At 65.8% G+C, this 21,503-nt stretch carries 16 protein-coding genes; 7 read left to right on the forward strand and 9 right to left on the reverse strand.

What is annotated here, in order from left to right; genetic code table 11:
• Positions 1–66 precede the first annotated feature (66 nt).
• The 3 genes from HUT07_RS13740 to HUT07_RS13750 form a co-directional block, all read right to left on the reverse strand.
• Entirely contained in the window at positions 67–1,140 is a 1,074-nt protein-coding gene (locus HUT07_RS13740; RefSeq protein WP_176021393.1) for an SRPBCC family protein, read from the reverse strand.
• Positions 1,141–1,385: 245 nt separating this feature from the next.
• Positions 1,386–2,027, reverse strand: a complete 642-nt coding sequence (locus HUT07_RS13745) for a response regulator transcription factor (RefSeq protein WP_025873873.1) — start codon at positions 2,025–2,027, stop codon at positions 1,386–1,388.
• Positions 2,027–3,232 carry a sensor histidine kinase gene (locus HUT07_RS13750; protein ID WP_176021394.1) on the reverse strand — a complete coding sequence of 402 codons (1,206 nt, stop codon included), beginning with the start codon at positions 3,230–3,232 and terminating at the stop codon, positions 2,027–2,029. The genes HUT07_RS13745 and HUT07_RS13750 overlap by 1 nt, the downstream gene beginning before the upstream one ends.
• A 149-nt stretch (positions 3,233–3,381) precedes the next feature.
• Here HUT07_RS13750 and HUT07_RS13755 point away from each other — a divergent pair, with 149 nt between their 5' ends.
• From HUT07_RS13755 to HUT07_RS13775, 5 genes are read left to right on the forward strand one after another with little or no spacing between them, the layout of a single operon-like run.
• Entirely contained in the window at positions 3,382–3,978 is a 597-nt protein-coding gene (locus tag HUT07_RS13755) for a GNAT family N-acetyltransferase (protein ID WP_108265313.1), read from the forward strand.
• Positions 3,979–3,986: 8 nt separating this feature from the next.
• Positions 3,987–4,778 (forward strand): septum site-determining protein MinC, encoded by a 792-nt coding sequence (gene minC, locus HUT07_RS13760; protein WP_254898872.1) that lies wholly within the window; start codon positions 3,987–3,989, stop codon positions 4,776–4,778.
• A 36-nt stretch (positions 4,779–4,814) separates the two neighbouring features.
• Positions 4,815–5,624 (forward strand): septum site-determining protein MinD, encoded by an 810-nt coding sequence (gene minD / locus HUT07_RS13765; RefSeq protein ID WP_176021396.1) that lies wholly within the window; start codon positions 4,815–4,817, stop codon positions 5,622–5,624.
• A 2-nt stretch (positions 5,625–5,626) separates the two neighbouring features.
• Positions 5,627–5,887 carry a cell division topological specificity factor MinE gene (gene minE, locus HUT07_RS13770; RefSeq protein ID WP_005408532.1) on the forward strand — a complete coding sequence of 87 codons (261 nt, stop codon included), beginning with the start codon at positions 5,627–5,629 and terminating at the stop codon, positions 5,885–5,887.
• Between the two features lie 46 nt (positions 5,888–5,933).
• Positions 5,934–6,413, forward strand: a complete 480-nt coding sequence (locus tag HUT07_RS13775) for a hypothetical protein (protein WP_176021397.1) — start codon at positions 5,934–5,936, stop codon at positions 6,411–6,413.
• 92 nt (positions 6,414–6,505) lie between these two features.
• On the opposite strand, the gene HUT07_RS13780 is transcribed toward HUT07_RS13775, so the two are convergent.
• The 3 genes from HUT07_RS13780 to HUT07_RS13790 form a co-directional block, all read right to left on the reverse strand.
• The gene (locus HUT07_RS13780; RefSeq protein WP_176021398.1) at positions 6,506–7,750 is read right to left on the reverse strand and encodes a DUF819 family protein; all 1,245 of its coding nucleotides are present in this window, start codon (positions 7,748–7,750) and stop codon (positions 6,506–6,508) included.
• A gap of 141 nt (positions 7,751–7,891) precedes the next feature.
• Positions 7,892–9,970, reverse strand: a complete 2,079-nt coding sequence (locus tag HUT07_RS13785; protein WP_176021399.1) for a S9 family peptidase — start codon at positions 9,968–9,970, stop codon at positions 7,892–7,894.
• A gap of 207 nt (positions 9,971–10,177) precedes the next feature.
• Complete coding sequence (locus tag HUT07_RS13790) at positions 10,178–12,142, reverse strand: oligopeptide transporter, OPT family (RefSeq protein ID WP_176021400.1); 1,965 nt, start codon at positions 12,140–12,142, stop codon at positions 10,178–10,180.
• Positions 12,143–12,343: 201 nt separating this feature from the next.
• On the opposite strand from HUT07_RS13790, the gene HUT07_RS13795 reads away from it, so the two are divergent.
• Positions 12,344–13,492: a heparan-alpha-glucosaminide N-acetyltransferase domain-containing protein gene (locus tag HUT07_RS13795; RefSeq protein WP_176021401.1), complete on the forward strand. Its 1,149-nt coding sequence runs from the start codon at positions 12,344–12,346 to the stop codon at positions 13,490–13,492.
• Between the two features lie 72 nt (positions 13,493–13,564).
• Positions 13,565–15,319 (forward strand): oligopeptide:H+ symporter, encoded by a 1,755-nt coding sequence (locus HUT07_RS13800; RefSeq protein WP_176021402.1) that lies wholly within the window; start codon positions 13,565–13,567, stop codon positions 15,317–15,319.
• Between the two features lie 48 nt (positions 15,320–15,367).
• Here HUT07_RS13800 and HUT07_RS13805 read toward each other — a convergent pair whose 3' ends face one another.
• From HUT07_RS13805 to HUT07_RS13815, 3 genes are all read right to left on the reverse strand, one after another.
• On the reverse strand, positions 15,368–17,353 hold the full coding sequence (locus tag HUT07_RS13805; RefSeq protein WP_176021403.1) for a prolyl oligopeptidase family serine peptidase: 1,986 nt from the start codon (positions 17,351–17,353) through the stop codon (positions 15,368–15,370).
• A 66-nt stretch (positions 17,354–17,419) separates the two neighbouring features.
• Positions 17,420–19,405, reverse strand: coding sequence for a S9 family peptidase (locus HUT07_RS13810; protein ID WP_176021404.1), 1,986 nt, complete (start codon positions 19,403–19,405; stop codon positions 17,420–17,422).
• A gap of 95 nt (positions 19,406–19,500) precedes the next feature.
• Positions 19,501–21,492, reverse strand: a complete 1,992-nt coding sequence (locus HUT07_RS13815; RefSeq protein WP_176021405.1) for a S9 family peptidase — start codon at positions 21,490–21,492, stop codon at positions 19,501–19,503.
• Positions 21,493–21,503 lie beyond the last annotated feature (11 nt).

Genomic DNA, 21,503 nt, shown 5'->3' on the forward strand with positions numbered 1-21,503 from the left:
TGAAAAAAAACGCGCCGCAGGAAGCGGCGCGTTTTCGTGTCCAACACTACATGGGTCAGCCGAGGCTTACTTGACGGCCCAGTAGATGTCGTAGGTCGCTTCCGGGGTGAACGACTTGTCCACGCCGTCCTTCCAGGTTTCGTACGGACGGTCGATGACTTCGTTGCCCGAGGTCACGGCCCAGGCACGCAGGGCGCTGCGGGCCACGTCCAGACCTGCCATGTGGCCGGTGTAGGCCGCATGCGCCGAACGATGCGGAGCAACGCGGACGTACTTGACCGGTGCGCCGCCGTCGATCTTGACGGTCAGCTGTTCGGCCGGCACGCCTTCGGCGCCCTTCTTCTTCACCGGCTGGGCGATGTCGAAGGCGTACTTCTCAGCACCGAAATCGGTGGTGATGATACGCAGCGGACCGGCGGCTTCCAGGCCATTGGCCTCGATCACGCGCTTGATCCACTCCTGATTGTCCTTGATGGACTTGGTGATGGATTCCTGGCCGCGGTCGACGTTGCCGGCGGTAACCACCAGCAGGTCTTCGGCCGGGACATCGACGATGCCCAGATCGGTCAGCGGCGCTTCGGCGGTGCGGTAGTCGACGTTCGGCACGGTGGCCAGCATGTTAGCCATGCGCGACAGCCCCATCTTGATGTCATCACCGATCTGGCGGCTGACATACAGGCCTGCGTAGCGGCCGAACAGGTCGAAGCCGTACTTCACCGAGTAGTCCTGGGTGATCTTGACGTTGCGGCCACCCTTGCCGGTCGGCTCCAGGTTGAAGGTGGTGACCTTGTCGTGGCCCCGGGTCGGGTCCTCGATGGCGATCACAACACGCTTGTTCTCTTCGGCTTCGGTCACTTTCCAGGAACCGGTGCCCAGGTCCTTGGAGGTGAAGTCGAGGGTGGCGCCGACGCCGGAGGCCGGGCCGGACAGCTTCAGTTCAACGGCGGGATCGCGCAGGACCAGCGGGTTCCAGTCTTTGAAGCGGCGCAGGCTGCTGACCGTGTCGTACACGATCGTCATCTTGCGGTTGGTCTCGATGCTTTCGGTGATGTGACGCTCGCCCGGCAGACAGACGCCAATGATGACGAACAGGCCAGCCACGATCCCCAAGGCGATCAGGAACTCGATAATACGGGTCATTCAGAGAGTCTCCGGGGCCGATCCCACGGCCGGGTTGATTGAAGCGAAGCGCCAATCCTAGCAGGCTTCGCGGGCATTGGTTATCGGGATTGGCGCACCGGTTTCCGTGCCGGCTGCGCATTTGTATGCACAAAGAATTCGAAGGGTAACGCATCCGCGTACCCGGCAAGTAGGGGGCAAACAGGGAGCAACCCTGAATCCGGGCCCTGACTTCACGCCAAGTCTTTGTCGTTAAACGATTTTCCTCACACCAACTGGAGTTCAAACGCTTTCAGGACCGCACGCGTACGGTCGCGCACGCCCAGCTTGGAGAGGATGTTGGACACATGGTTCTTGATCGTGCCCTCGGCGACCCCCAGCGAATTGGCGATCTCCTTGTTGGAGAAACCGCTGGCCATCAGCCGCAGGATCTCGGTCTCGCGGTCGGTCAGCGGGTCGGGGCGGTCCAGGCTGACGAAATCGTTGCGCATGTGCTCCAGGCCGGACAGCAGGCGCTGGGTCACCGCCGGCTGCACCAGCGAACCGCCATCGGCCACCGTGCGGATCGCCCCGACCAGCTGCGCCAGGGTTACGTCCTTGAGCAGGTAGCCCTTGGCACCGGCCTTCAGCCCGGCCAATACCAGCTGATCATCGTCGAAGGTGGTCAGGATGATGGTCGGCGGCAGCTGTTCCTGCCGTGACAGCACCTGCAGCGCCTCCAGCCCGGACATCACCGGCATGCGCATGTCCATCAGGACCACATCCGGACGGATCTGCGGGATCAACTCGACCGCCTGGCGGCCATCGGCGGCCTCGGCCACCACTTCGATGCCGTCGTCGAGCGCCAGCAGCGAGCGGATCCCCTGCCGCACCAGGGTTTGGTCGTCGACCAGGCAGACGCGAATCATCAACGCACTCCTTCAGGAACCTGGGTAAGGGCCGTCAGCACCGTTGCCGGTACCGTCGCCCGCAGCCGGAAGCCTTCGCCGGGGCGGGTCTCCACCTGCAGCTGGCCTCCACATTGTTGCAGGCGTTCGCGCATGCCGCGCAAACCATTGCCCACATTGACCGTTTCCGCCCCGACGCCGTCGTCGCGGGCCTCCACAACGACCTGGTCCGGGACCTCACGGTACACCCGCAGCCAGAGGTGGCGTGCGCCGGCATGGCGCACCGTGTTGGTGATGATCTCCTGGGTACAGCGCAGCAGCACGTGGGCCCGCTGCGGGTCTTCCACGTTCAGCGGCTCCTCGATTTCCAGCTGGATGTCCAGCGAGGGCACATGCTCGGTCAGCGGACGCAGGGCAGCGGCCAGGTCGATCGCGCCGGTCTCGCGCAGCTGGCTGACCACCTCGCGCACGTTGCCCAGCAGCAGTTTGGCCAGCGCATGTGAGCGCTTCACGTGCTCCAGCGCCTGGCCCTCGGCCAGATGGCCGGCGACTTCCAGGTTCAGGGTCAGCGCGGTCAGCTGATGGCCCAGCAGATCGTGCAGTTCACGCGAAATGCGGGTGCGCTCGTTCACCCGCGCGCTTTCGGCCAGCAGCGCACGGGTGGCGCGCAGCTCGGCATTCAGGCGGCGCTGCTCCTCGCGCGCCTCGGCCTGGCGGCGGGCCACCAGCGCGATCACGAACACGAAGCTGGAGAAGCCCATGTAGCCGACGGCCTGCAGCACGGCGATGACCGGCGGGAAGCCCAGCGGCTGGATGTAGACCGGCAGCACGGCCAGGTTGCTGGCCACCAGCCACACCACCCCGATGCGCGGGCCCAGCAGCCAGGGCAGCAGGCCGGCCACCACCATCAGCAGGATGCTGCCCAGCGCGGTGCCGGAGAAATAGCTCACGCCGATCGCGCAGGCCGTCAGCAGGATCAGTGCGGCATGGTCGAAGAACCCGGGCCGACTCTCGCCCAACGAGCGGGTCAGCACCCAGTACACGAAGCCGAACGCCAGGTAGGCCGAGGCCCAGGGAATGATCCGGAAGCCGGCCTCGCCGTCCAGGCTCTCCAGCGTCAGCGACACCGGGTCGATCAGGTAGATCGCAAGCCAAAGGCCGACGGTGCCCCAGGTGAACAACCCGGAGTAGCGCAGCATTGCATTGTGGTTGAGTCGGGCCAGCATCACCCATCGTAGCCTGTGCGCGGCCGCTCCCAAGCGCCGAAAGTCATGCTTGGGCATATCCCCTGTTCATGCCGCAGCCCACCCCGGGCATGCAATAATCATGCGCAGGGTCTTGTAATGGACCAACCGCGTTACCCCACGGAGTCACAATGTCGATTGTCATCCGCGACGTGCGCGAGCACGAGCTCGATTCCGTCCTGGCTTTGAACAACAATGCTGGCCTGGCCATCCTTCCCCTGGATGCCGAGCGCCTGCGCCTGTTCTACGCAACCGCTGAGTATTTCCGCGTCGCCGAGCGCGACGGCAACCTGGCCGGCTTCCTGATCGGCTTCGGCAGCGACAGCCAGCACGACAGCAGCAATTTCGCCTGGTTCAAGCAACAGCTGAACACCCCCTTCTTCTATATCGACCGCATCGTGGTCGCCAGCCGCCGCCGCGGTGGTGGCGTCGGCCGTGCGTTCTACGCCGATGCGCAGAGCTTCGCCGAGCTGCGCTACCCGCAGATGACCTGCGAAGTGTTCCTCGACCATGGCGCCGATGCCGCCCTGCTCTTCCACGGCAGCTTCGGCTTCCGCGAGCTGGGCCAGAACACCATGCCGCAGGTGGACGTGCGGGCCAGCATGCTGGCCAAGGAACTGTGCAGCTTCCCATGGGTGAACGAAACCTATGGCGGCAAGCTGCCCGATGTAGCGTGGGCGCGCGACCGGCAGCTGCCGGCGCAGGCACAGCGGCCGACGGGGACCTGAGCGTGGCGGTGAATTTCGATTACGAACAGGCCGGTGAACTGAAGATCGGCCAGGTGGGCATCGCCAACCTGCGCATCCGCACCCTTGATGTTGAACGCCTCGTGCAGGAAATGCAGGAACGGGTGAGCCGCGCGCCGAAGCTGTTCGGCCGGGCAGCGGTGATCCTGGACTTCGGCGGCCTCAGCCAGGTGCCCGACGTGGCCACGGCGCAGGCACTGGTCGATGGCCTGCGCAGTGCCGGCGTACTGCCGGTGGCATTGGCCTATGGCACCAGCGCGGTCGACCTGCTCTCGCAGCAGCTCGGCCTCCCGCTGCTGGCCAAGTTCCGTGCCCAGTACGAGCGCGCCGAGGCAGAGACTGCCCCGCCGCCGGCACCGGAACCGCGGCGTGCCGCCCGCGCTGAGCCAAAAGCCGCACCGGCTCCGGCTCCGGCCACGCCAATGGGCAAGGCCAGCGATGCCGCCGCGCCACAGCCAGGCCGCATGCAGCTGGGCAACGTGCGTTCGGGCCAGCAGCTGTATGCGGAAAACTGCGACCTGACCGTGATGGCCACCGTCGGCGCCGGCGCCGAGGTCATCGCCGATGGCAGCATCCATATCTACGGAACCCTGCGCGGCCGCGCGCTGGCAGGGGCCCAGGGCAACACCGCGGCACGCATTTTCTGCCGTGATTTCCATGCGGAACTGGTCGCCATTGCAGGCCATTACAAGGTGCTGGACGATGTCCCGGACAACCTGCGCGGCAAGGCCGTGCAGGTGTGGCTGGAACAGGACCAGATCAAGATCGCTGCGCTGGACTGACGCAGCACCTCAAACAGAATCATCAGGAGAAGTCCTTTGGCTGAAATCATCGTAGTCACCTCCGGCAAAGGCGGCGTCGGCAAGACCACTTCCAGCGCCAGCCTTGCGTGCGGCCTGGCAAAGCGTGGCAAGAAGGTGGCGGTGATCGACTTCGACGTCGGCCTGCGCAACCTCGACCTGATCATGGGCTGCGAACGCCGCGTGGTGTACGACTTCGTCAACGTCGTGCACGGCGAAGCCACCCTCAAGCAGGCCCTGATCAAGGACAAGCGCTTCGACAACCTGTACGTGCTGGCTGCCTCGCAGACCCGCGACAAGGATGCGCTGACCCAGGAAGGCGTGGGCAAGGTCCTGAAGGACCTGGCCGCCGACGGCTTCGACTACATCATCTGCGACTCCCCGGCCGGCATCGAGAAGGGTGCCTTCCTGGCGATGTACTTCGCCGACCGTGCAGTGGTGGTAGTGAACCCGGAAGTATCGTCGGTGCGCGACTCGGACCGCATCATCGGCCTGCTCGATTCGAAGACCCACAAGGCCGAGTCCGGCCAGGATGTGCCAGCCTTCCTGCTGCTGACCCGCTACACCCCGGTGCGCGTGGAAAGTGGCGAGATGCTCAGCATCGCCGACGTCGAGGAAGTCCTTGGCCTGAAGGCGATCGGCGTGATTCCCGAATCGGGCGACGTGCTCAATGCCTCCAACAAGGGCGAGCCGGTCATCCTGGACGGCGAATCCGCTGCCGGCCAGGCCTATGACGACGCCGTCGCGCGCATCCTCGGCGAAGAACGCCCGATGCGCTTCACCAACGTCGAGAAGAAGGGCTTCTTCAGCAAGCTGTTCGGAGGGTAAGCATGGGCCTGTTTGATTTCCTCAAAGCGAAGAAGACCACCGCCGAAACCGCCAAGAACCGCCTGCAGATCATCATCGCGCAGGAGCGCAGCCACCGTGGCGGTCCCGACTATCTGCCGCTGCTGCAGCGCGAGCTGCTGGAAGTGATCAAGAAGTACGTCAACATCGACGTCGATGCAGTGAAGGTGGACCTGGTCAAGGATGGCCAGCACGACGTGCTGGACATTTCCGTGGCGCTGCCTGAAGGCCCGGACAAACCCTGACCCCCTGCCCCGCCCGTGCCTGCATGGGCGGGGCTGCCTGACCCGCATGACTGATACCACGCCCGAACCGAACGTTACCCGCGTCGGCGACATCGCCTTCGCCGATGCGCAGCGCCTGCTTGCCACGCATGAGCTGCGGCTGCACCACGTTGCAGCCGGCGAACCGATCCCGGGCAGTTACTGGGGCGAGCCCGAGGCCGGCATCATCGCCAGCGACGTGTACGTGCGCGATGACACGCCCGTGCACTCGATGCTGCACGAAGCCTGCCACCTGATCGTGCTGCCGCCGGAGCGGCGCGCGCAGGTGCATACCGACGCCACCGATTCAGTGCCCGAAGAAGACGCCACCTGCTACCTGCAGATCGTGCTGGCCGCGCACCTGCCCGGTGTCGGCAGTGAGCGGCTGATGGCCGACATGGATGCGTGGGGGTATACGTATCGATTGGGGTCGACGAAGGCGTGGTTCGAGCAGGATGCGGAAGACGCCAAGGCGTGGTTGATCGAGCGCGGTTTGCCGGTGGCGTAACGCATCGGTAGCGCCGGGCCATGCCCGGCGGCATGAACATCCACCGCCGCGATGCGGCTCGCCGGGCATGGCCCGGCGCTACCGTTGAATGATCATCCCTGCCCGGCCAGCGCACGCAGGGTGATGCCCACCACATACGCCAGATAGGTGCCGGTGGCATATCCCATCGTGCCCAGCAGCACGCCCACCGGCGCCAGCGCCGGATGGAACGCGGCGGCCACCACCGGTGCCGAGGCCGGTCCACCGATGTTCGACTGCGAACCGATGGCGAAGTAGAAGAACGGCACCTTCAGCAGTTTGCCCAGGCACCACAGCAGCACGATGTGCACGCTGATCCAGATGATGCCGAGCAGGAACAGCCACGGGCGATCAAGCAGCGCCAGCAGATCCATCTGCATGCCGATGCAGGCGATCAGGAAATACAGCAGCAGCGACCCCAGTCGTGAGGCGCCCGCGCCTTCCAGGGTGCGTGCGCGGGTGAAGCTGAGGCCAAGGCCGAGCGTGGTCGACAGCACCACTACCCACACGAACGGCGCATCCAGGCTGAACTGCGATGCCCAGCTGACATTGACCTTGAACCAGGCCGCCAGCGGCGCGCCGATGGCGTGGGCAAGACCAACGCCACCGAAGGCCACGGCCACGATCAGCATCAGGTCGGTCAGGCTGGGAATGCGCTCGTGCTCGGCTTGGAAGCGCGCGATGCGCTCCTTCAGTTCGTCGATGGCCGAGGTGTCGGCACCGCTGCGCGCATCGATTTTCGCCGCGCGCCCGGCGAGGAAGATCAGCGCCGCCATCCACACATATCCAACACCCACATCGACCACGGCGAACTGGCCGAAGGTGGTTGCGTTGACGTCGAACACTTCGCGCATCGCCAGCATGTTGGCACCACCGCCGATCCAGCTGCCCGCCAGTGCGGCCATGCCAGCCCAGGTATCACCGGCCACGGTATCGGGATGGATCGCGCGCATCACCAGGAACGCTACCACCGCACCCAGCATGATGCTGGCCGAAGCGCCGAGGTACATCAGCACCAGCTTCGGGCCCAGCCGCAGGATGCCCTTGATGTCCACCGCCAGCGTCAGCAGGATCAGCGCTGCCGGCAGCAGGATGTCACGCGCGACCGGGTTGTACAGCTTGGTGTTCTGCCCGTCGATCAAGCCGATGGTGTTGTAGATGCCAGGCAGCAGATAGCACAGCAGCAGCGCCGGCACGAAGGTGTAGAAGCGCTTCCACAGCCCCTGCTCGCGCGAAGCGGTCCAGAACACGGCACCGAGGGTGGCGGCGATAAGGCCGAAGACGACGATGTCGTTCTGGATCAGGGCAGTCGAGGGCATGCAGGCGCTCTTGTAGAGCCGAGCCGTGCTCGGCTGCTGTTGGCGGAAGCTCAGGGAGGTGTGCCGACCAACGGTCGGCACCCACCGGTGAAGCAGATGGCGAAACAAAAGCGCCGCCCCGAAGGGCGGCACCGGTATCGCTTATTCGCCGATGTGCTGCTTCAGCCAGGCGTTGACGGTGTCATGCCAGAGGATGCTGTTGTTCGGCTTCAGCACCCAGTGGTTTTCATCCGGGAAGTACAGGAACTTCGACTCGATGCCCTGGCGCTGGGCAGCGGTGAACGCGGCCAGGCCCTGCTCGACCGGAATGCGGAAGTCCTGCTGGCCGTGGATCACCAGGATCGGCTTCTTCCAGTCCGCCACGTGGTTGACCGGATTGAACTTCTCGTAGTTGGCCGCCTTCTGGTACGGGGTACCGCCCTGCTCCCACTCGGTGAACCACAGTTCTTCGGTGGCGTAACCCATCATGCGCTGGTCGAACACGCCATCATGGTTGACCAGGCACTTGAACGGGCTGTTCCAGTTGCCGGCGATCCAGTTGACCATGAAGCCGCCGTAGCTGGCGCCCAGTGCACAGGCCTTGTCACCGTTGAGGAAGTCGTACTTCTTCAGTGCCGCGCTCCAGCCCTTCTGCAGGTCTTCCAGCGGACGGTCGCCCCAGTGCTGGCTGATCGCATCGGTGAAGGCCTGGCCGTAACCGGTGGAGCCATGGAAGTCGATCATCACCACGGCGTAGCCCTGACCGGCGTAGGTCTGCGGATTCCAACGGTAGCTCCAGCCATTGCCGAAGCTGCCCTGCGGGCCGCCATGGATCAGGAACGCGACCGGATACGACTTGCCTTCCTGGTAGTTGTGCGGCTTGACCACGTAACCGTGAACGGTGTCGTTGTTCCAGCCCTTGAACTCGAACTGCTCGTAGTCGCCGAAGGACACGTCCTTCAGCACCTCACCAGCGGCCGGAGTCAGCGCGCGCAGCGCGCCGATCGGCTCGCCGGCGGCCGGCAGCAGGCCGACCAGTACCTGGTCGTTGCTCTTCAGGCTGTTGCGGGTGATCGCCACGCTGTTGCCGGCCACGTCGACTGCGGTGACGCTGCCGTCGCCGATCAGCTTGGTGGCCTTGCCGCTGGCCACGTCGATCTGGAACAGCGGGTGTTCGCCGAGGTCATCGGCCGTGGTGTAGATGCTGGCGCCGTCGGCGGACAGGGCGATGCCACCGGCCGAACGATCCCACTGCGGCGCGATCTCGCGGGTCTTGCCGCTGGCCAGGTCCATCGCCATCAGGCCGAAGCGATCGGCTTCGAAGCCCGGGCGCTTCATCGCGCGGTAGAACAGGGTCTTGCCATCGGCGCTGAACACCGGGCCTGCATCCCAGGCCGGATTCGATGCGGTCAGGTTGACCGGCGCCTGCTTGCCGGCGGCATCGAAGCGGTACAGGTCGAAGTTGGTCGACCACGATTCCTGCTTGCCGGCCACGCGGATGCTGGCGACTACGCTGCTGCCATCCGGCGACCACGCGAAATCGTCATTGCCACCAAACGGCTTGGACGGGGCATCGCCATCGATGGTCGCGCTCAGCGCCGAAGCGCCCTTGACCGCGCCGGCCTTGGCCGCCGGCAGCGGCGCCACGAACAGGGTGTTGCGACGGCCGTCGTTCCAGGTATCCCAGTGGCGCACGAACAGCGAATCGAAGACCTTGCCGCTGGCCTTGGCGCCGGCCACGTCCTTCAGCTTCTTTTCGGTGCAGGCCAGGTCCGAGGCACAGGCCTGGAACACGCCGGCGCTGAACAGCACGCGGTCGTCCTGCGGCGACACGTGGTAGCTGTCCACGTCCACCGGGAAATCGGTCAGCTGGCGCGGAGCACCGCCGCTGATCGGCAGCGCGTACAGCTGCTGGCTGCCGTTCTTGGCGCTGAGGAAGTACACGGTCTGGCCATCGGCCGACAGCGATGCGGAGTTGACGTTCCAGCCAGCCGGGGTGATCTGCTTCGGCGGCGCCGCATCGCGGGTGCGCAGGTTGCGCGCGAACAGGGCGGTGCTGGCTTTGAGGTTGGCATCGGTGCTGCGCTTGGCGAACACCACGGTGCCGCCGTCAGCGGTCAGTACCGGCGCGGAGACGCGGTCCATGGCCACCATGTCGCGGACTTCCAGGCCACGGGCAGCGGCGACGCTGGGCAGGGCAGCCAGCAGGCTCAGTGGCAGCAGGGCATGACGCAGTTTCATCGGGGTCTCCGCAGGACGGCAAAAAACCGATGGTAGGCCTGCGCGACCGGGCCTGCCAAGGCCATCGGTCATGGCCGGGAACGAGATGCCGCCAGAAAAAGCAAACCGCGCCGAAGCGCGGTTTGCGGTAGTGCCAGCCGCTGGCCGGCAACCAGGGGTATCACGGGATTCCGGGATTGCCGGCCAACGGCCGGCACAACCCGTCCCTTACGCCTTGGCGTACTTGCCGGTGCGGTAGATCAGCCAGCCCACCAGGAACAGCACGGCCAGGCCGATCCACTGCGCGGCCGGCAGGTGGAACGGTACGGCCAGCACGTCGGCACGGCTGCTGACCACGATCGGCACGGCGATGGCGATACCCATCAGCGCCTCACCGGTGATCAGGCCGGCAGCGAACAGCACGCCCGGCTTGTGCACGCGGTCGCGGCCTTCTTCGTCATCGGCGCGCACCTTGTGGAAGCGCTCGACCAGGTAGGAGATCAGGCCACCGAGGAAGATCGGCACCATCAGTTCCAGCGGCAGGTAGATGCCGATCGCCGCGGCCAGCACCGGCACGCGGAAGCGCGAATTGCGCGACTTCAGCCAGCTGTCGAAGGCGATGATGGCGGCACCGACCACGGCACCGATGCCGATGAAGGTCCACGGCAACTCGCCGCCGAACAGCCCCTTGGCCACCGAGGCCATCAGGTTCGCCTGCGGTGCAGCCAGCGCATTCGGATGCAGCTCCGACTTGACGCCGATGCCGTACGCGGTGGCCAGCAGGTTCAGCACCGGGGCCATGATCAGCGCGCAGGAGAACGCACCGATGCCCAGCATCAGCTGCTGCTTCCACGGGGTGGCACCGACGATGTAGCCGGCCTTGAGGTCCTGCAGGTTGTCACCACCCACGGCGGCGGCACAGCACACCACCGCGCCGATCATGATCGCGGCCACCGCACCCAGCGGCGCACCGAAGGCACCGACCGGCTGCAGGCCGTCCTTGCCCAGCAGCAGTACCAGCACCGCCGAAGCAAACAGGATGGTGGAGATGGTGATGCCCGAGACCGGGTTGTTGGACGAGCCGATCAGGCCCGCCAGGTAGGCCGACACCGACACGAACAGGAAGCCGGCGACGATCATGATGAGGGTCATCGGGATCGACACGTGCCACTGGCCGACGATGGCCTGGTACAGCGCCAGCAGCGGCAGGGTGAACACCACCAGGGCCACCAGCATCCACTTCATCGGCAGGTCGCGCTCGGTGTGCGCCAGTACCGGGCCACCGCTCTTGCGCGCGGCCGCAAAGCCGCTCTTGACGCCGTTGAGCAGCGACTTGCGCAGCGAGATCAGGGTCCAGATGCCGCCGATCAGCATTGCGCCGACACCCAGGTAACGCATCTTCGCGCCCCAGATGGCGAACGCCGCTTCGGTGGACGAGGCGGTGGCGATCGAGGCGGCCAGCGCCGGATCGGTGTTCATGAAGAACGCCTGGTAGATCGGAATGGCGATGTGCCAGGTCAGGATCGAGCCGGACACCACCACGATGCCGACATTCAGGCCAACGATGTAGCCCACGCCCAGCAGGGCCGGCGACAGGTTGGTGCCGATGAAGGCGGTGACCTTGGAGCTGCCGACATAGGCCGAGGTCGCCCAGGCATCGGGGATCAGGCGCATGCCGCTTTCCGCGGCCAGCTTCACGAACGCGCCGATCACCGCCGACAGGCCAAGGATCTTCAGGCCCGGGCCGGGGTTCTCACCAGCCTTGAGCACTTCAGCCGCCGCCTTGCCTTCCGGGAACGGAAGCGGGTCTTCGACGATCATCGAACGGCGCAGCGGCACCGAGAACAGCACGCCCAGCAGGCCACCGAGACCGGCGATGCCCAGCACCCACCAGTACTTGAAGTCCGGCCAGTAGCCCATGATCACCAGCGCGGGGATGGTGAAGATCACACCGGCAGCGATCGACGAACCGGCCGAAGCGCCGGTCTGCACGATGTTGTTCTCAAGGATGGAGCCGCCACCCAGCAGGCGCAGCACGCCCATGGAAATGACCGCGGCGGGAATCGCGGTGGCGATGGTCAGGCCTGCGAACAGACCGAGGTAGGCGTTTGCGGCCGACAGCACCACCGCCAGCACGATGGCAAGGACCACCGCGCGGAAAGTGAGCTGCTTGGGCGCAGCGTCATGGTTCATGAAAGCCCCTGCTGGCAAAAAATCCCTGCCACGCTAGCGTTCAGGGGGCAGCAAGTCCAGCGTGCCAAAGGATGGGGGCCGAGCATGGAACAAGCACAGGCCCGCACGGGCACCGCCAGCCAACCGATGCGGCAAAGCCTGAGTGGGCGCCCTGCAAACGATATGATATAACTTTCGATTGATCCGTACCTGTCCGATTGCATGCCCCCTTCCGCCTCGTCCCGGCTGGCCTCCATCGACCAGCTGCGCGGCACCGTGATGCTGCTGATGCTGCTCGACCATGTGCGCGAGACGTTCTTCCTGCAGTACCAGGTGAGCGACCCGATGGACGCGGCGACCGTGTCCCCTGCCCTGTTCGCCTGCCGCCTGCTGGCGCACCTGTGCGCACCGGTGTTCGTGCTGCTGACCGGCCTGTCGGCGTGGCTGTATGGTCAACGCCAGGCCGACCCGCGCCACGCCATCGCCGCCTTCCTGCTCAAGCGCGGCCTGTTCCTGATGGTGCTGGAACTGACCCTGGTCAACTTCGCCTGGACCTTCCAGTTCCCGCCGGACACGCTGTACCTGCAGGTGATCTGGGCCATCGGCCTGAGCATGATCGCGCTGGCCGGCCTGCTGTGGCTGCCGCGGCCGGTGCTGGCGGTGCTGGCGGTGGCGCTGGTGGTCGGCCACAACCTGTTGGATGGCGTACGCGTGCAAGACGACAGCGCCCTCGCGGTGCTGTGGAAAGTGCTGCACCAGCGCGACTGGATCGAGGCGGGAGCACTGCGCTTGCGTACCTCCTACCCGGTACTGCCGTGGATCGGGGTGATCGCGCTGGGCTACCTGATGGCGCCGTGGTTCGCTGCCGGCAGCGATCCGGAACAGCGCCGGCAGCGGCTGCTGTGGGTCGGGCTGGGCGCGCTGGCCGCCTTCGCCCTGCTGCGCTTCGCCAACCAGTATGGCGACGCGCCCTGGCAGTACCAGCAGACCACGCTGCACACGTGGATGAGCGTGTTCAACATCACCAAGTACCCGCCCTCGCTGCAGTTCCTGCTGCTGACACTGGGCGTGGGCCTGCTGCTGTTGCGGCTGTACGAGTGGCCGCCACTGGCGCGTGCGCTGCGGCCGCTGGCCGATATCGGCGCAGCGCCGATGTTCTTCTACCTGCTGCACCTGTACGTGCTGAAGCTGCTGTACCTGGCCGCGCTGGCAACCTGGGGCCCCACCCACGGCAGCCTGTACGCGCTGGATTCGGTGGCCGGCCTGCTGCTGGTCGCCTGCGCACTGGCGGTGGTGCTGTACCCGCCGACGCGGGCGTTCGCGCGGTTCAAGGCACGGCGACGCGATCTTGCCTGGTTGCGGTACCTGTAGGCCATGCACCGGGGCGGCCATCCACGCATGGCGTGGATCTACTGAAAGCGGGTACACGCCTATAATTCCGCGATGAATTCCACTGCTATCGCTTCCGATGACTTCCTGGGCCATCCCAAGGGCGTCTACGTCTGCTTCTTCACCGAAATGTGGGAGCGCTTCTCCTTCTACGGCATGAAGGCGCTGCTGCTGCTGTACCTGACCAAGTACCACCTGTTCGGTGACAAGGCCGGGCTGGACCTGCTCGGTGCCTACGGCGGCCTGGTCTACTGCATCCCGGTGTTCGGCGGCATGCTGGCCGACCGCTGGCTGGGCATGCGCCGGGCGGTGTTGTTCGGTGGCATCCTGCTGGTGCTGGGCCATCTGGGCATGGCCTTTGAAGGCCACGCGGCGTACCGGGTCAACGGCGAAGTGGTGCGCGACACCTCGGCACTGGCAGTGACCTACCTGTCGCTGGCGCTGATCATCATGGGCGTCGGCTTCCTCAAGCCGAACATCTCCACCATCGTCGGCAAGCTCTACCCGCAGGACGATCCGCGTCGCGATTCGGGCTTCTCGCTGTTCTATGCCGGCATCAACCTGGGCGCCCTGTTCTCCTCGCTGGTGTGCGGTTTCCTCGGTGAGGTCTACGGCTGGAAATACGGTTTCGGTGCGGCCGGCATCGGCATGATCGCTGGCCTGGCGATGTTCCTGTGGGGCCAGAAATACCTGCAGGGCCACGCCGAGCCGCCGCAGCCGGCCACGTTGAAGCAGAAGGTACTGGGCCTGCCGCGCGAATGGCTGATCTACCTGTGCGCGGTGATCGGCGTGCTGCCGGTGGCGTGGCTGATGTGGGCGGCTGGCAACGGCGCCTTCGCGCTGGGTGGTGAAATCAGCCTGGCACTGATGCTGATGCTGGTGGTGCTGGGCGGCGTGCTGGTCTGGTTCGCCTGGTTCACCGGCACCAAGTGCACGCCGGTACAGCGCCAGCAGATGATCGCGCTGATGGTGCTGATCTTCATGGCGCTGGTGTTCTTCACGATGTACGAGCAGTCCTACGGCTCGTGGGTGACCTTCACCGACCGCCTGCTGACCAAGGACATCGTGCCGGCGCTGGTGATCACCGACGGCACCCCGCTGCCGTGGTCGATCATCTCGCTGCTGCTGGCGCCGCTCGGCTTCGTGGTCAGCGCGCGGCTGTCCGAACGCCGCCCTGGTTCTGCTGCGCCGCGTACGTTCTTCATCGCCATCGTCGCGCTGATGCTGGTGCTGCTGGTGCGCGACTGCCTGGTGATTCCGCAGACTGCCGGCTCGCTCACCTATCTTGGCGGCCTGTTCCTGGTGCTGCTGGCACCGGCCTTCGCCGCGCTGTGGACGTGGATGGACCGCCGTGGCTGGGAGCCGGGCAAGCCGGTGAAGTCGGCCTGGGGCCTGGTGATCGGTGCGTTGTCGTTCGTGCCGCTGGCGCTGGCCGCGCAGCAGGTCGGCGCCACCGGCGAGATGGCCAGCGTATGGTGGCTGGTACTGGCCTACTTCCTGCTGGCAAGCGGCGAGATGTGCCTGTCGCCGGTGGGCCTGTCGGCGGTGACCCAGTTGGCCGTGCCGCGGGTGATGAGCCTGATGATGGGTACCTGGTTCCTCGCCACCGCGTTCTCCGAAACGCTGGCCGCGCTGTTCGGCAAACTGGCGGCGATTGACGTGCCCGAAGGCGAGGCGCTGGACATGGTCGCGGCCGCCGGCGCCTATGCGCACCTGTTCTGGCTGCTGATGTGGATCGGCCTGGGCTGCGCGGTGCTGGCCTTCATCGCCGCGCCGTTGCTGAAGCGGATGATGCATGGGGTGAAGTGACACCCGCTCACTGCGGCGGTAACCATGATGGTTGCCGCCGCGCGTGTTTCAGGGTGCCTTGACCTTGCTCGAAGCCGTCGCGGCGGCGGCCGTACCGCCCCCCAGGCTGCGCGACAGGAAGGCAAGCAAGCGGGTGTAGTAATCGCGCTGGTTCGCTTCGCTGTACAGGCCATGCCCCTCGCGTGGGTAGTACACCGCTTCCACCGGTACGCCGGCCTGCTTCAACGCGGCCTCCATGCGCTCGGTGTGCTGCACGGGCGCGCGCAGGTCTTCCCGACCAGCGGCCAGCAGCACCGGCACCTTGATGCCCGCCGCCAGATTGACCGGCGACACCGCCGCCAACGTGGCCGGGTCGCCCAGCCACTGCTGCAGGTACGTCACGCCCGACGCACGATCCTGGATATCGCCGCGCTTGAACATCAACGGCAGGTCGTACACGCCGACATAGCCTGCCGCGCACCGGTACAGCCCGGGCTCGCGCACGACGCCCATCATGGCTGAGTACGCACCGTAGCTGGCGCCGTAGATGCAGATGCGTCCGCTGTCGGCGATACCTTGGCTGATCGCCCAACGGGTGGCGTCGGTCACATCGTCCTGCATCGCACGGCCCCATTGCTGGGCTGCCGCCTGGGTATGTGCACGGCCGTAGTTGCCCGAGCCACGGAAGTTGACCTGCAGCACCGCATAACCGCCGTCGGCCAGCATTTGGTTCTCGCGCTCGAAACCACCGTCATCGAATACACCGATCGGGCCACCATGCGGGACCACCACCATCGGCAGGTTGCGGCCATCACTGCCCTTGGGCAAGGTCAGGAAGCCATGCAGCGGCAGGCCATCGCGCGCAGCCAGGGTGACCGGACGCACGCTGGCACCTCCCTCGCGATCAAACCAGCGATGACGACTGGTGAGAAAAGCGGCGTTGCGGGTGGCGGTGGTGTACAGGAAATAGTCGCCTGGATTGGTCGCCGAGCTCACCTTGATCAGCAGCCGCGTGTTGTCACGGGTGCCGGAGACCAGGCTCACCACCTGCCCTGGAAACGCCTTTTCAAGCTTGCGCTGGATGCTGGCGGTCGGCGACTGCTCATCGAAGAACGCCGTGCGCGTAGCAGCGCCGACGAACTGGATGCCCACCGGTACGCGCGTGCCAGGTTGGTAGACCACGCGGGTAGGGTCAACGGTATCGTCCTGCAGCAGCGTACGCCGCTCCCCGCTGACCGGGTCCCAGCTGACCACCGCGTCCGGGCCGCGGGCCTGTTCCACCACCAGGTAAGCCAAGCGGTTGTCGGCAGAGAAGCCGATCGGGCGCTCGATGCGGTGGCTGTTGCCTTCGTCGTTGATCAACGTCCAGCGATCGCGCTCCTGGCGATAGTAGAGCTTGTTGACGTTGTCGGCGGCGGCACCGTGGGCGAAGCGCAGTTCACCTTGATTGTCGGTAGTGAACGTCGCGCGCTGCACCGGTGAACGCGAGACCGGGATGCGGCGCCCGGTGATGACGTCCATCCGCTCCAGCCGCGTATTGGTATCGTTGGCAAATGGCCACAACGAGATCAACACGTTGCGTTCGTCGGCAGGCAACGGATCGGTCAGGAAGGCGGCGACCGGCTCGACCACGCGCCCGGTCACGAAGCCGGGCTCATCCGGGCGGGCGCGATAGCCGACCAGCAGATCACCGCGTTTGCCATTGGCATCGATGGCATACAACTCGCCCGTCGGCCGCGGTTGGTCCAGCGGCCCCCATTTTTCGGCCAGCCCGATCAGCAGGCGGGTGTCACTCACCCAGTCGACCTCGGCTGCATGATTGTTGCGTGGCGGTCGGAAATTGCCGACGAGCTCCATCGTGTCGGTACGCAGGACCGCCACAGCGGTCGCTCCCTCCAGCGGCAAGGTCATGGCCAGGTACTCGCCGGTGGGCGAGAGCTGGATGTCATTGAACTCTGCCCGACGCACATAGCCGTCCAGCGAAACCTCCGCAGCACACACCCCACCCGCGCCGCAGATGGCCACCAACGCGGCCAGTACCCTTGCATGCTTCATGACGTCCTCCTTGAAGCCGGGCTCCCCCTGCCCGGCACCGGGTCCGCTGATCGCGGCGGGTCTGCTTCACGGCGCCTTGTCAGCACCTGCGGCTGGACTGGCGTTGGCGGTGCTGCCGCCCAGGCTGCGCGACAGGAAGGCCAGCAGCCTGCTGTAGTACTCGCGCTGGTGCTCTGGCCGGTAGAATCCATGGCCCTCGGTGCGGTAATACAGGCTCTCCACCGGCGAGCCGGCCGCCTTCAGCGCGGCTTCCATGCGCTCGGTGTGCTTGATCGGCGCGCGTGTGTCTTCGCCACCTGCAGCAAGGAACACCGGCACTTTCACCTGTTTGGCCAGGTTCACCGGTGAACTGGCACCCAATGTCTTCGGATCACCCACCCATTCGCGCTGCCAGGTCATGGCCGAATCGCTGGACTGGGCGTCATTGCTGAACATCAGCGGCAGGTCGTACACGCCGACATAGCCGGCCGCACACTGGTACAACCCCGGCTCGCGTACCGGGCCCATCATTGCCGCATATGCACCGTAGCTGGCACCGTAGATGCAGATGCGGCTGTTGTCGGCGATGCCTTCGGCGATGGCCCAGCGCGTAGCATCGGTCACATCGTCCTGCATGGCCGCGCCCCACTGCCTGGCGCCGGCCTGGGTGAAGGCACGGCCGTAGTTGGACGAACCACGGAAGTTGACCTTCAGCACGGCATAGCCGGCCGCTGCCAGCATCTGCGATTCCGGGTCGTAACCGCCGCTGTCGAAAACGCCGATGGGGCCACCGTGTGGCACCACGACCAACGGAAGATTGCGGCCACTGCTGCCGTTGGGCAACGTCAGGAAGCCATGCAGTGCCGTACCGTCGCGCGCCTTCAACGAGAACGGACGCACGCTGGCGGCCAGCTTGGGATCGATCCACTCGCTGCGGCTGACCAGATGTTCGGCGGCCTTGGCGCGGGTATCGAACAGGTAGAAATCGCCGGGGTTGCTGCCCGACCACGTCTGCACCACCACCTTGCCGCCATCGCGGGTACTGGAGGTGATGAATACCGGGCCACCGAACGCTGCTTCCAAGCTGCGGTACTGACGGGCATCGGCACCCTTTTCATCGAAGAACCGGGTGCGCGGTGTATCCCCCAGGTACAGCGCACCTACGGGCACGCGGGTACCCGGGCGACGGATGATCGCTGAAGGATCGACCACTGCATCCCGCAGCACCTCACGCCGTTCGCCGGTCTGCGGATTCCAGCTGACGATGGTGTCGGGGCCGCTGGGCTGCTCGACCTGCAGGTAAGCCAGCGTGCCATCCTCGGAAAAGCCCAGCGCGCCCTCGACCCTGTGGCTGAGTGACTCGTCATTGACCAGCGACCACTGCGCGTTGGTGCCGGCACGGTAGTACAGCTTCTGGACGTTGTCCGACGCCGCACCGAGGGCGAAACGCACTTCGCCCTTGTCATCGGTGGTGAATCCGGCGCGCTGCACCGGTGAGCCGGAAACGCGCACGCGGCGCCCGCTGACCACATCCAGCCGCTCCACGCGGGTATAGGGATCATCGGCAAACGGCCACACCGCGATCAGTACATTGCGGTCATCGCCGGGCAGCTCGTCGGTGAGGAACGCCGCGACCGCCTCGACCTTCTTCGGTTGGATGCGCGTGCCCAGCCCACGGCCCTGCACGCGGTAGCCGACCAGCAGTTCGCCGCCCTTGCCATCGACATTGACGCCGTAGAGTTCGCCGGTCGGTTGCGGGGTATCCAGCGCGCCCAGCTTCTCGGCCAGGCCGACCAGCAGGCGATCATTGCTTACCCATTCGAAACTGTTGGCATGGTTCTTCGCCTGCGGACGGAACACTCCCGCAGGCTTGCGGTCGGACGTGCGCAGGATGACCAGCGCGGTGGAATCGTCCAGCGGTACGGTGCCGGCCACATAGTCGCCCCCCGGCGACAGCTTGACGTCCGAAAACGACTCTGGTTTCAGGTACTTCTCCAGGTCCACCCCGCCGGTGCCCGCCGACGTCCCGCCCACCGCCGCGCACAACAACGCGGCAAGTACAGTCCTGCGCATCCTTCCCCCTCCCTGCCCGGACACCCTGTCCAGCCTGGCCGATTCTATGCAGGCCGACGACGGCTGCGCCAGTGACGAGCGCGTCGTCGCCAGGCTCAGGGTGCCTTCTGCGCGGAACCGCTGTCCCGCGTCTGTGCCGTGGCTCCCCCCAGGCTGCGCGACAGGAACGCCAGCAGGTGACCGTAGTAGTCGCGTTGATTGGCCAGGTTGTACAGACCATGCCCCTCGTTCTTGTAGTAGAGAGCCTGCACCGGTGTGCCGGCCTGCTTCAGCGCCGCCTCCATGCGTTCGGTATGCACCACCGGTGCGCGCTGGTCTTCGCGACCGGCGGCCAGCAGCACCGGCACGCGGATCCGTGCGGCGAGGTTGACCGGTGACTGCTCGACCAGTTCCTTCGGCCGGCCGACCCATTCCCGCAGGTAGGTCAAACCGGACGCATCATCCTGGATATCACCGCGGGCGTACATCAATGGCAGGTCATAGACGCCGACATAGCCTGCAGCGCAGCGATACAGATCGGGCTCACGCACTGGGCCCATCATCGCCGCATAGGCACCGTAGCTGCCGCCGTAGATGCAGATGCGGCTCTTGTCGGCGATGCCTTCAGCGATGGCCCAGCGCGTGGCATCGGTGACATCGTCCTGCATCGCCCGTCCCCACTGCAGCTTCGCAGCCTGGGTGTGCGCTCGCCCATAGTTGGCCGAACCACGGTAGTTCACCTGCAGCACGGCATAGCCAGCAGCAGCCAGCATCTGCGCATCCACGTCGTACGTTCCGTCGTCGAAGATCCCGATCGGCCCGCCATGTGGCATCACCACCATGGGCAGGCCGGCGGCTGGTTGGCCTGCCGGCAAGGTGAGGAAGCCGTGCAGTGCCAGCCCGTCGCGCGCCTTCAGGCTGACCGGTTGGACGATGGCGCTCTGCGCCGGATCGATCCAGTCACTTCGACTGATGAGGTGGCGCGCCTTCTTGTCGATGGTGTCGTACAGATAGAAGTCACCCGGGTTGCGCGCGGAGTGCGACTCCACCAGCACCGTGCGGCCATCGCGGGTGCTGGACGTGATGTATACGGGCCCGCCAAGCCCGGCCTCGAGGCTGCGGTACAGGCGCGCATCGGCCGACGCTTCGTCGAAGAAGCGCGCTCGTGGGCTGTCACCGAGGAACTCCGCCCCCACCGGAACCCGGGTTCCCGGACGGAAGATGATCCGATGTGGATCGACCACTTCGTCGCGCAGCACCACGCGGCGCTCGTTGCTCTGCGGGTCCCAACTGACGATGGCATCGGGCCCCTCGGCCTGCTCCACCTGCAGGTAGGCCAGGCGACCATCCGCCGAGAAGCCGATAGCAGCTTCGACGCGCCGGCTGAGCGCCGCATCGTTCAGCAGCACCCATTCGCTGCTGGCGCCTGCGCGGTAATAGAGCTTCTTGTTCGTCTCGTCGGCGCCGGAACCGTAGGCAAAGCGCACTTCACCCTGGGCATCGGTAGTGAATTCCGCCCGGGCGATCGGCGCCCGCACCACGGCATTGCGACGACCGGTGTTCACGTCCATCCGCTCCAGCTGGGTGAAGGCGTTGGCCGTGAACGGGGTCACTGCAACCAGAACGTTGCGGTCGTCATCCTTCAATTCATCGGTGAGGAACGCGGCCACCATGCCGGCCGGCTTGACCTTGATGTTGGTGCCCAGGCCGGTTTCAGCCGTGCGGTAGCCCACCAGCAGTTCACCGCCCTTGCCATCGGCATTGATGCCGAACAGTTCGCCGGTGAGCGCGGGGCGATCAAGCACGCCGAACTTCTGCGCCATTCCCACCAGCAGACGGTCATTGCTGACCCAGTCAAAGGTGTGGGCATGGTTGTTGCGGGGGGGCCGGAACGTGCCGACCATTTTCATGTCGGCGATCCGGTAGATCGCCAGCGCGGTGCCCGCCTCGATCGGGACCGTAGCAGCCACATACTCGCCCCCGGGCGAAATCCTGATGTCGGTAAATGCTTCCTGCCGCAGATAGCGATCCAGATCGACCCCGCCGGCCCCCGCCGTCGCCCCACCCACCACCGTGCACAGCAGCACGGCAAGCACAGTCCTGCGCATCCTTCCCCCTT

Origin of the sequence: Stenotrophomonas sp. NA06056 (assembly GCF_013364355.1) — a bacterium.
Lineage (GTDB): Bacteria > Pseudomonadota > Gammaproteobacteria > Xanthomonadales > Xanthomonadaceae > Stenotrophomonas.

Bases quoted from the DNA above. Each gene is read 5' to 3' on its own strand.
- HUT07_RS13740 (WP_176021393.1), bottom strand. From the start codon at position 1,140: ATGACCCGTATTATCGAGTTCCTGATCGCCTTGGGGATCGTGGCTGGC.
- HUT07_RS13745 (WP_025873873.1), bottom strand. From the start codon at position 2,027: ATGATTCGCGTCTGCCTGGTCGACGACCAAACCCTGGTGCGGCAGGGG.
- HUT07_RS13750 (WP_176021394.1), bottom strand. From the start codon at position 3,232: ATGCTGGCCCGACTCAACCACAATGCAATGCTGCGCTACTCCGGGTTG.
- HUT07_RS13755 (WP_108265313.1), top strand. From the start codon at position 3,382: ATGTCGATTGTCATCCGCGACGTGCGCGAGCACGAGCTCGATTCCGTC.
- minE (WP_005408532.1), top strand. From the start codon at position 5,627: ATGGGCCTGTTTGATTTCCTCAAAGCGAAGAAGACCACCGCCGAAACC.
- HUT07_RS13775 (WP_176021397.1), top strand. From the start codon at position 5,934: ATGACTGATACCACGCCCGAACCGAACGTTACCCGCGTCGGCGACATC.
- HUT07_RS13780 (WP_176021398.1), bottom strand. From the start codon at position 7,750: ATGCCCTCGACTGCCCTGATCCAGAACGACATCGTCGTCTTCGGCCTT.
- HUT07_RS13785 (WP_176021399.1), bottom strand. From the start codon at position 9,970: ATGAAACTGCGTCATGCCCTGCTGCCACTGAGCCTGCTGGCTGCCCTG.
- HUT07_RS13790 (WP_176021400.1), bottom strand. From the start codon at position 12,142: ATGAACCATGACGCTGCGCCCAAGCAGCTCACTTTCCGCGCGGTGGTC.
- HUT07_RS13795 (WP_176021401.1), top strand. From the start codon at position 12,344: ATGCCCCCTTCCGCCTCGTCCCGGCTGGCCTCCATCGACCAGCTGCGC.
- HUT07_RS13800 (WP_176021402.1), top strand. From the start codon at position 13,565: ATGAATTCCACTGCTATCGCTTCCGATGACTTCCTGGGCCATCCCAAG.
- HUT07_RS13805 (WP_176021403.1), bottom strand. From the start codon at position 17,353: ATGAAGCATGCAAGGGTACTGGCCGCGTTGGTGGCCATCTGCGGCGCG.
- HUT07_RS13810 (WP_176021404.1), bottom strand. From the start codon at position 19,405: ATGCGCAGGACTGTACTTGCCGCGTTGTTGTGCGCGGCGGTGGGCGGG.
- HUT07_RS13815 (WP_176021405.1), bottom strand. From the start codon at position 21,492: ATGCGCAGGACTGTGCTTGCCGTGCTGCTGTGCACGGTGGTGGGTGGG.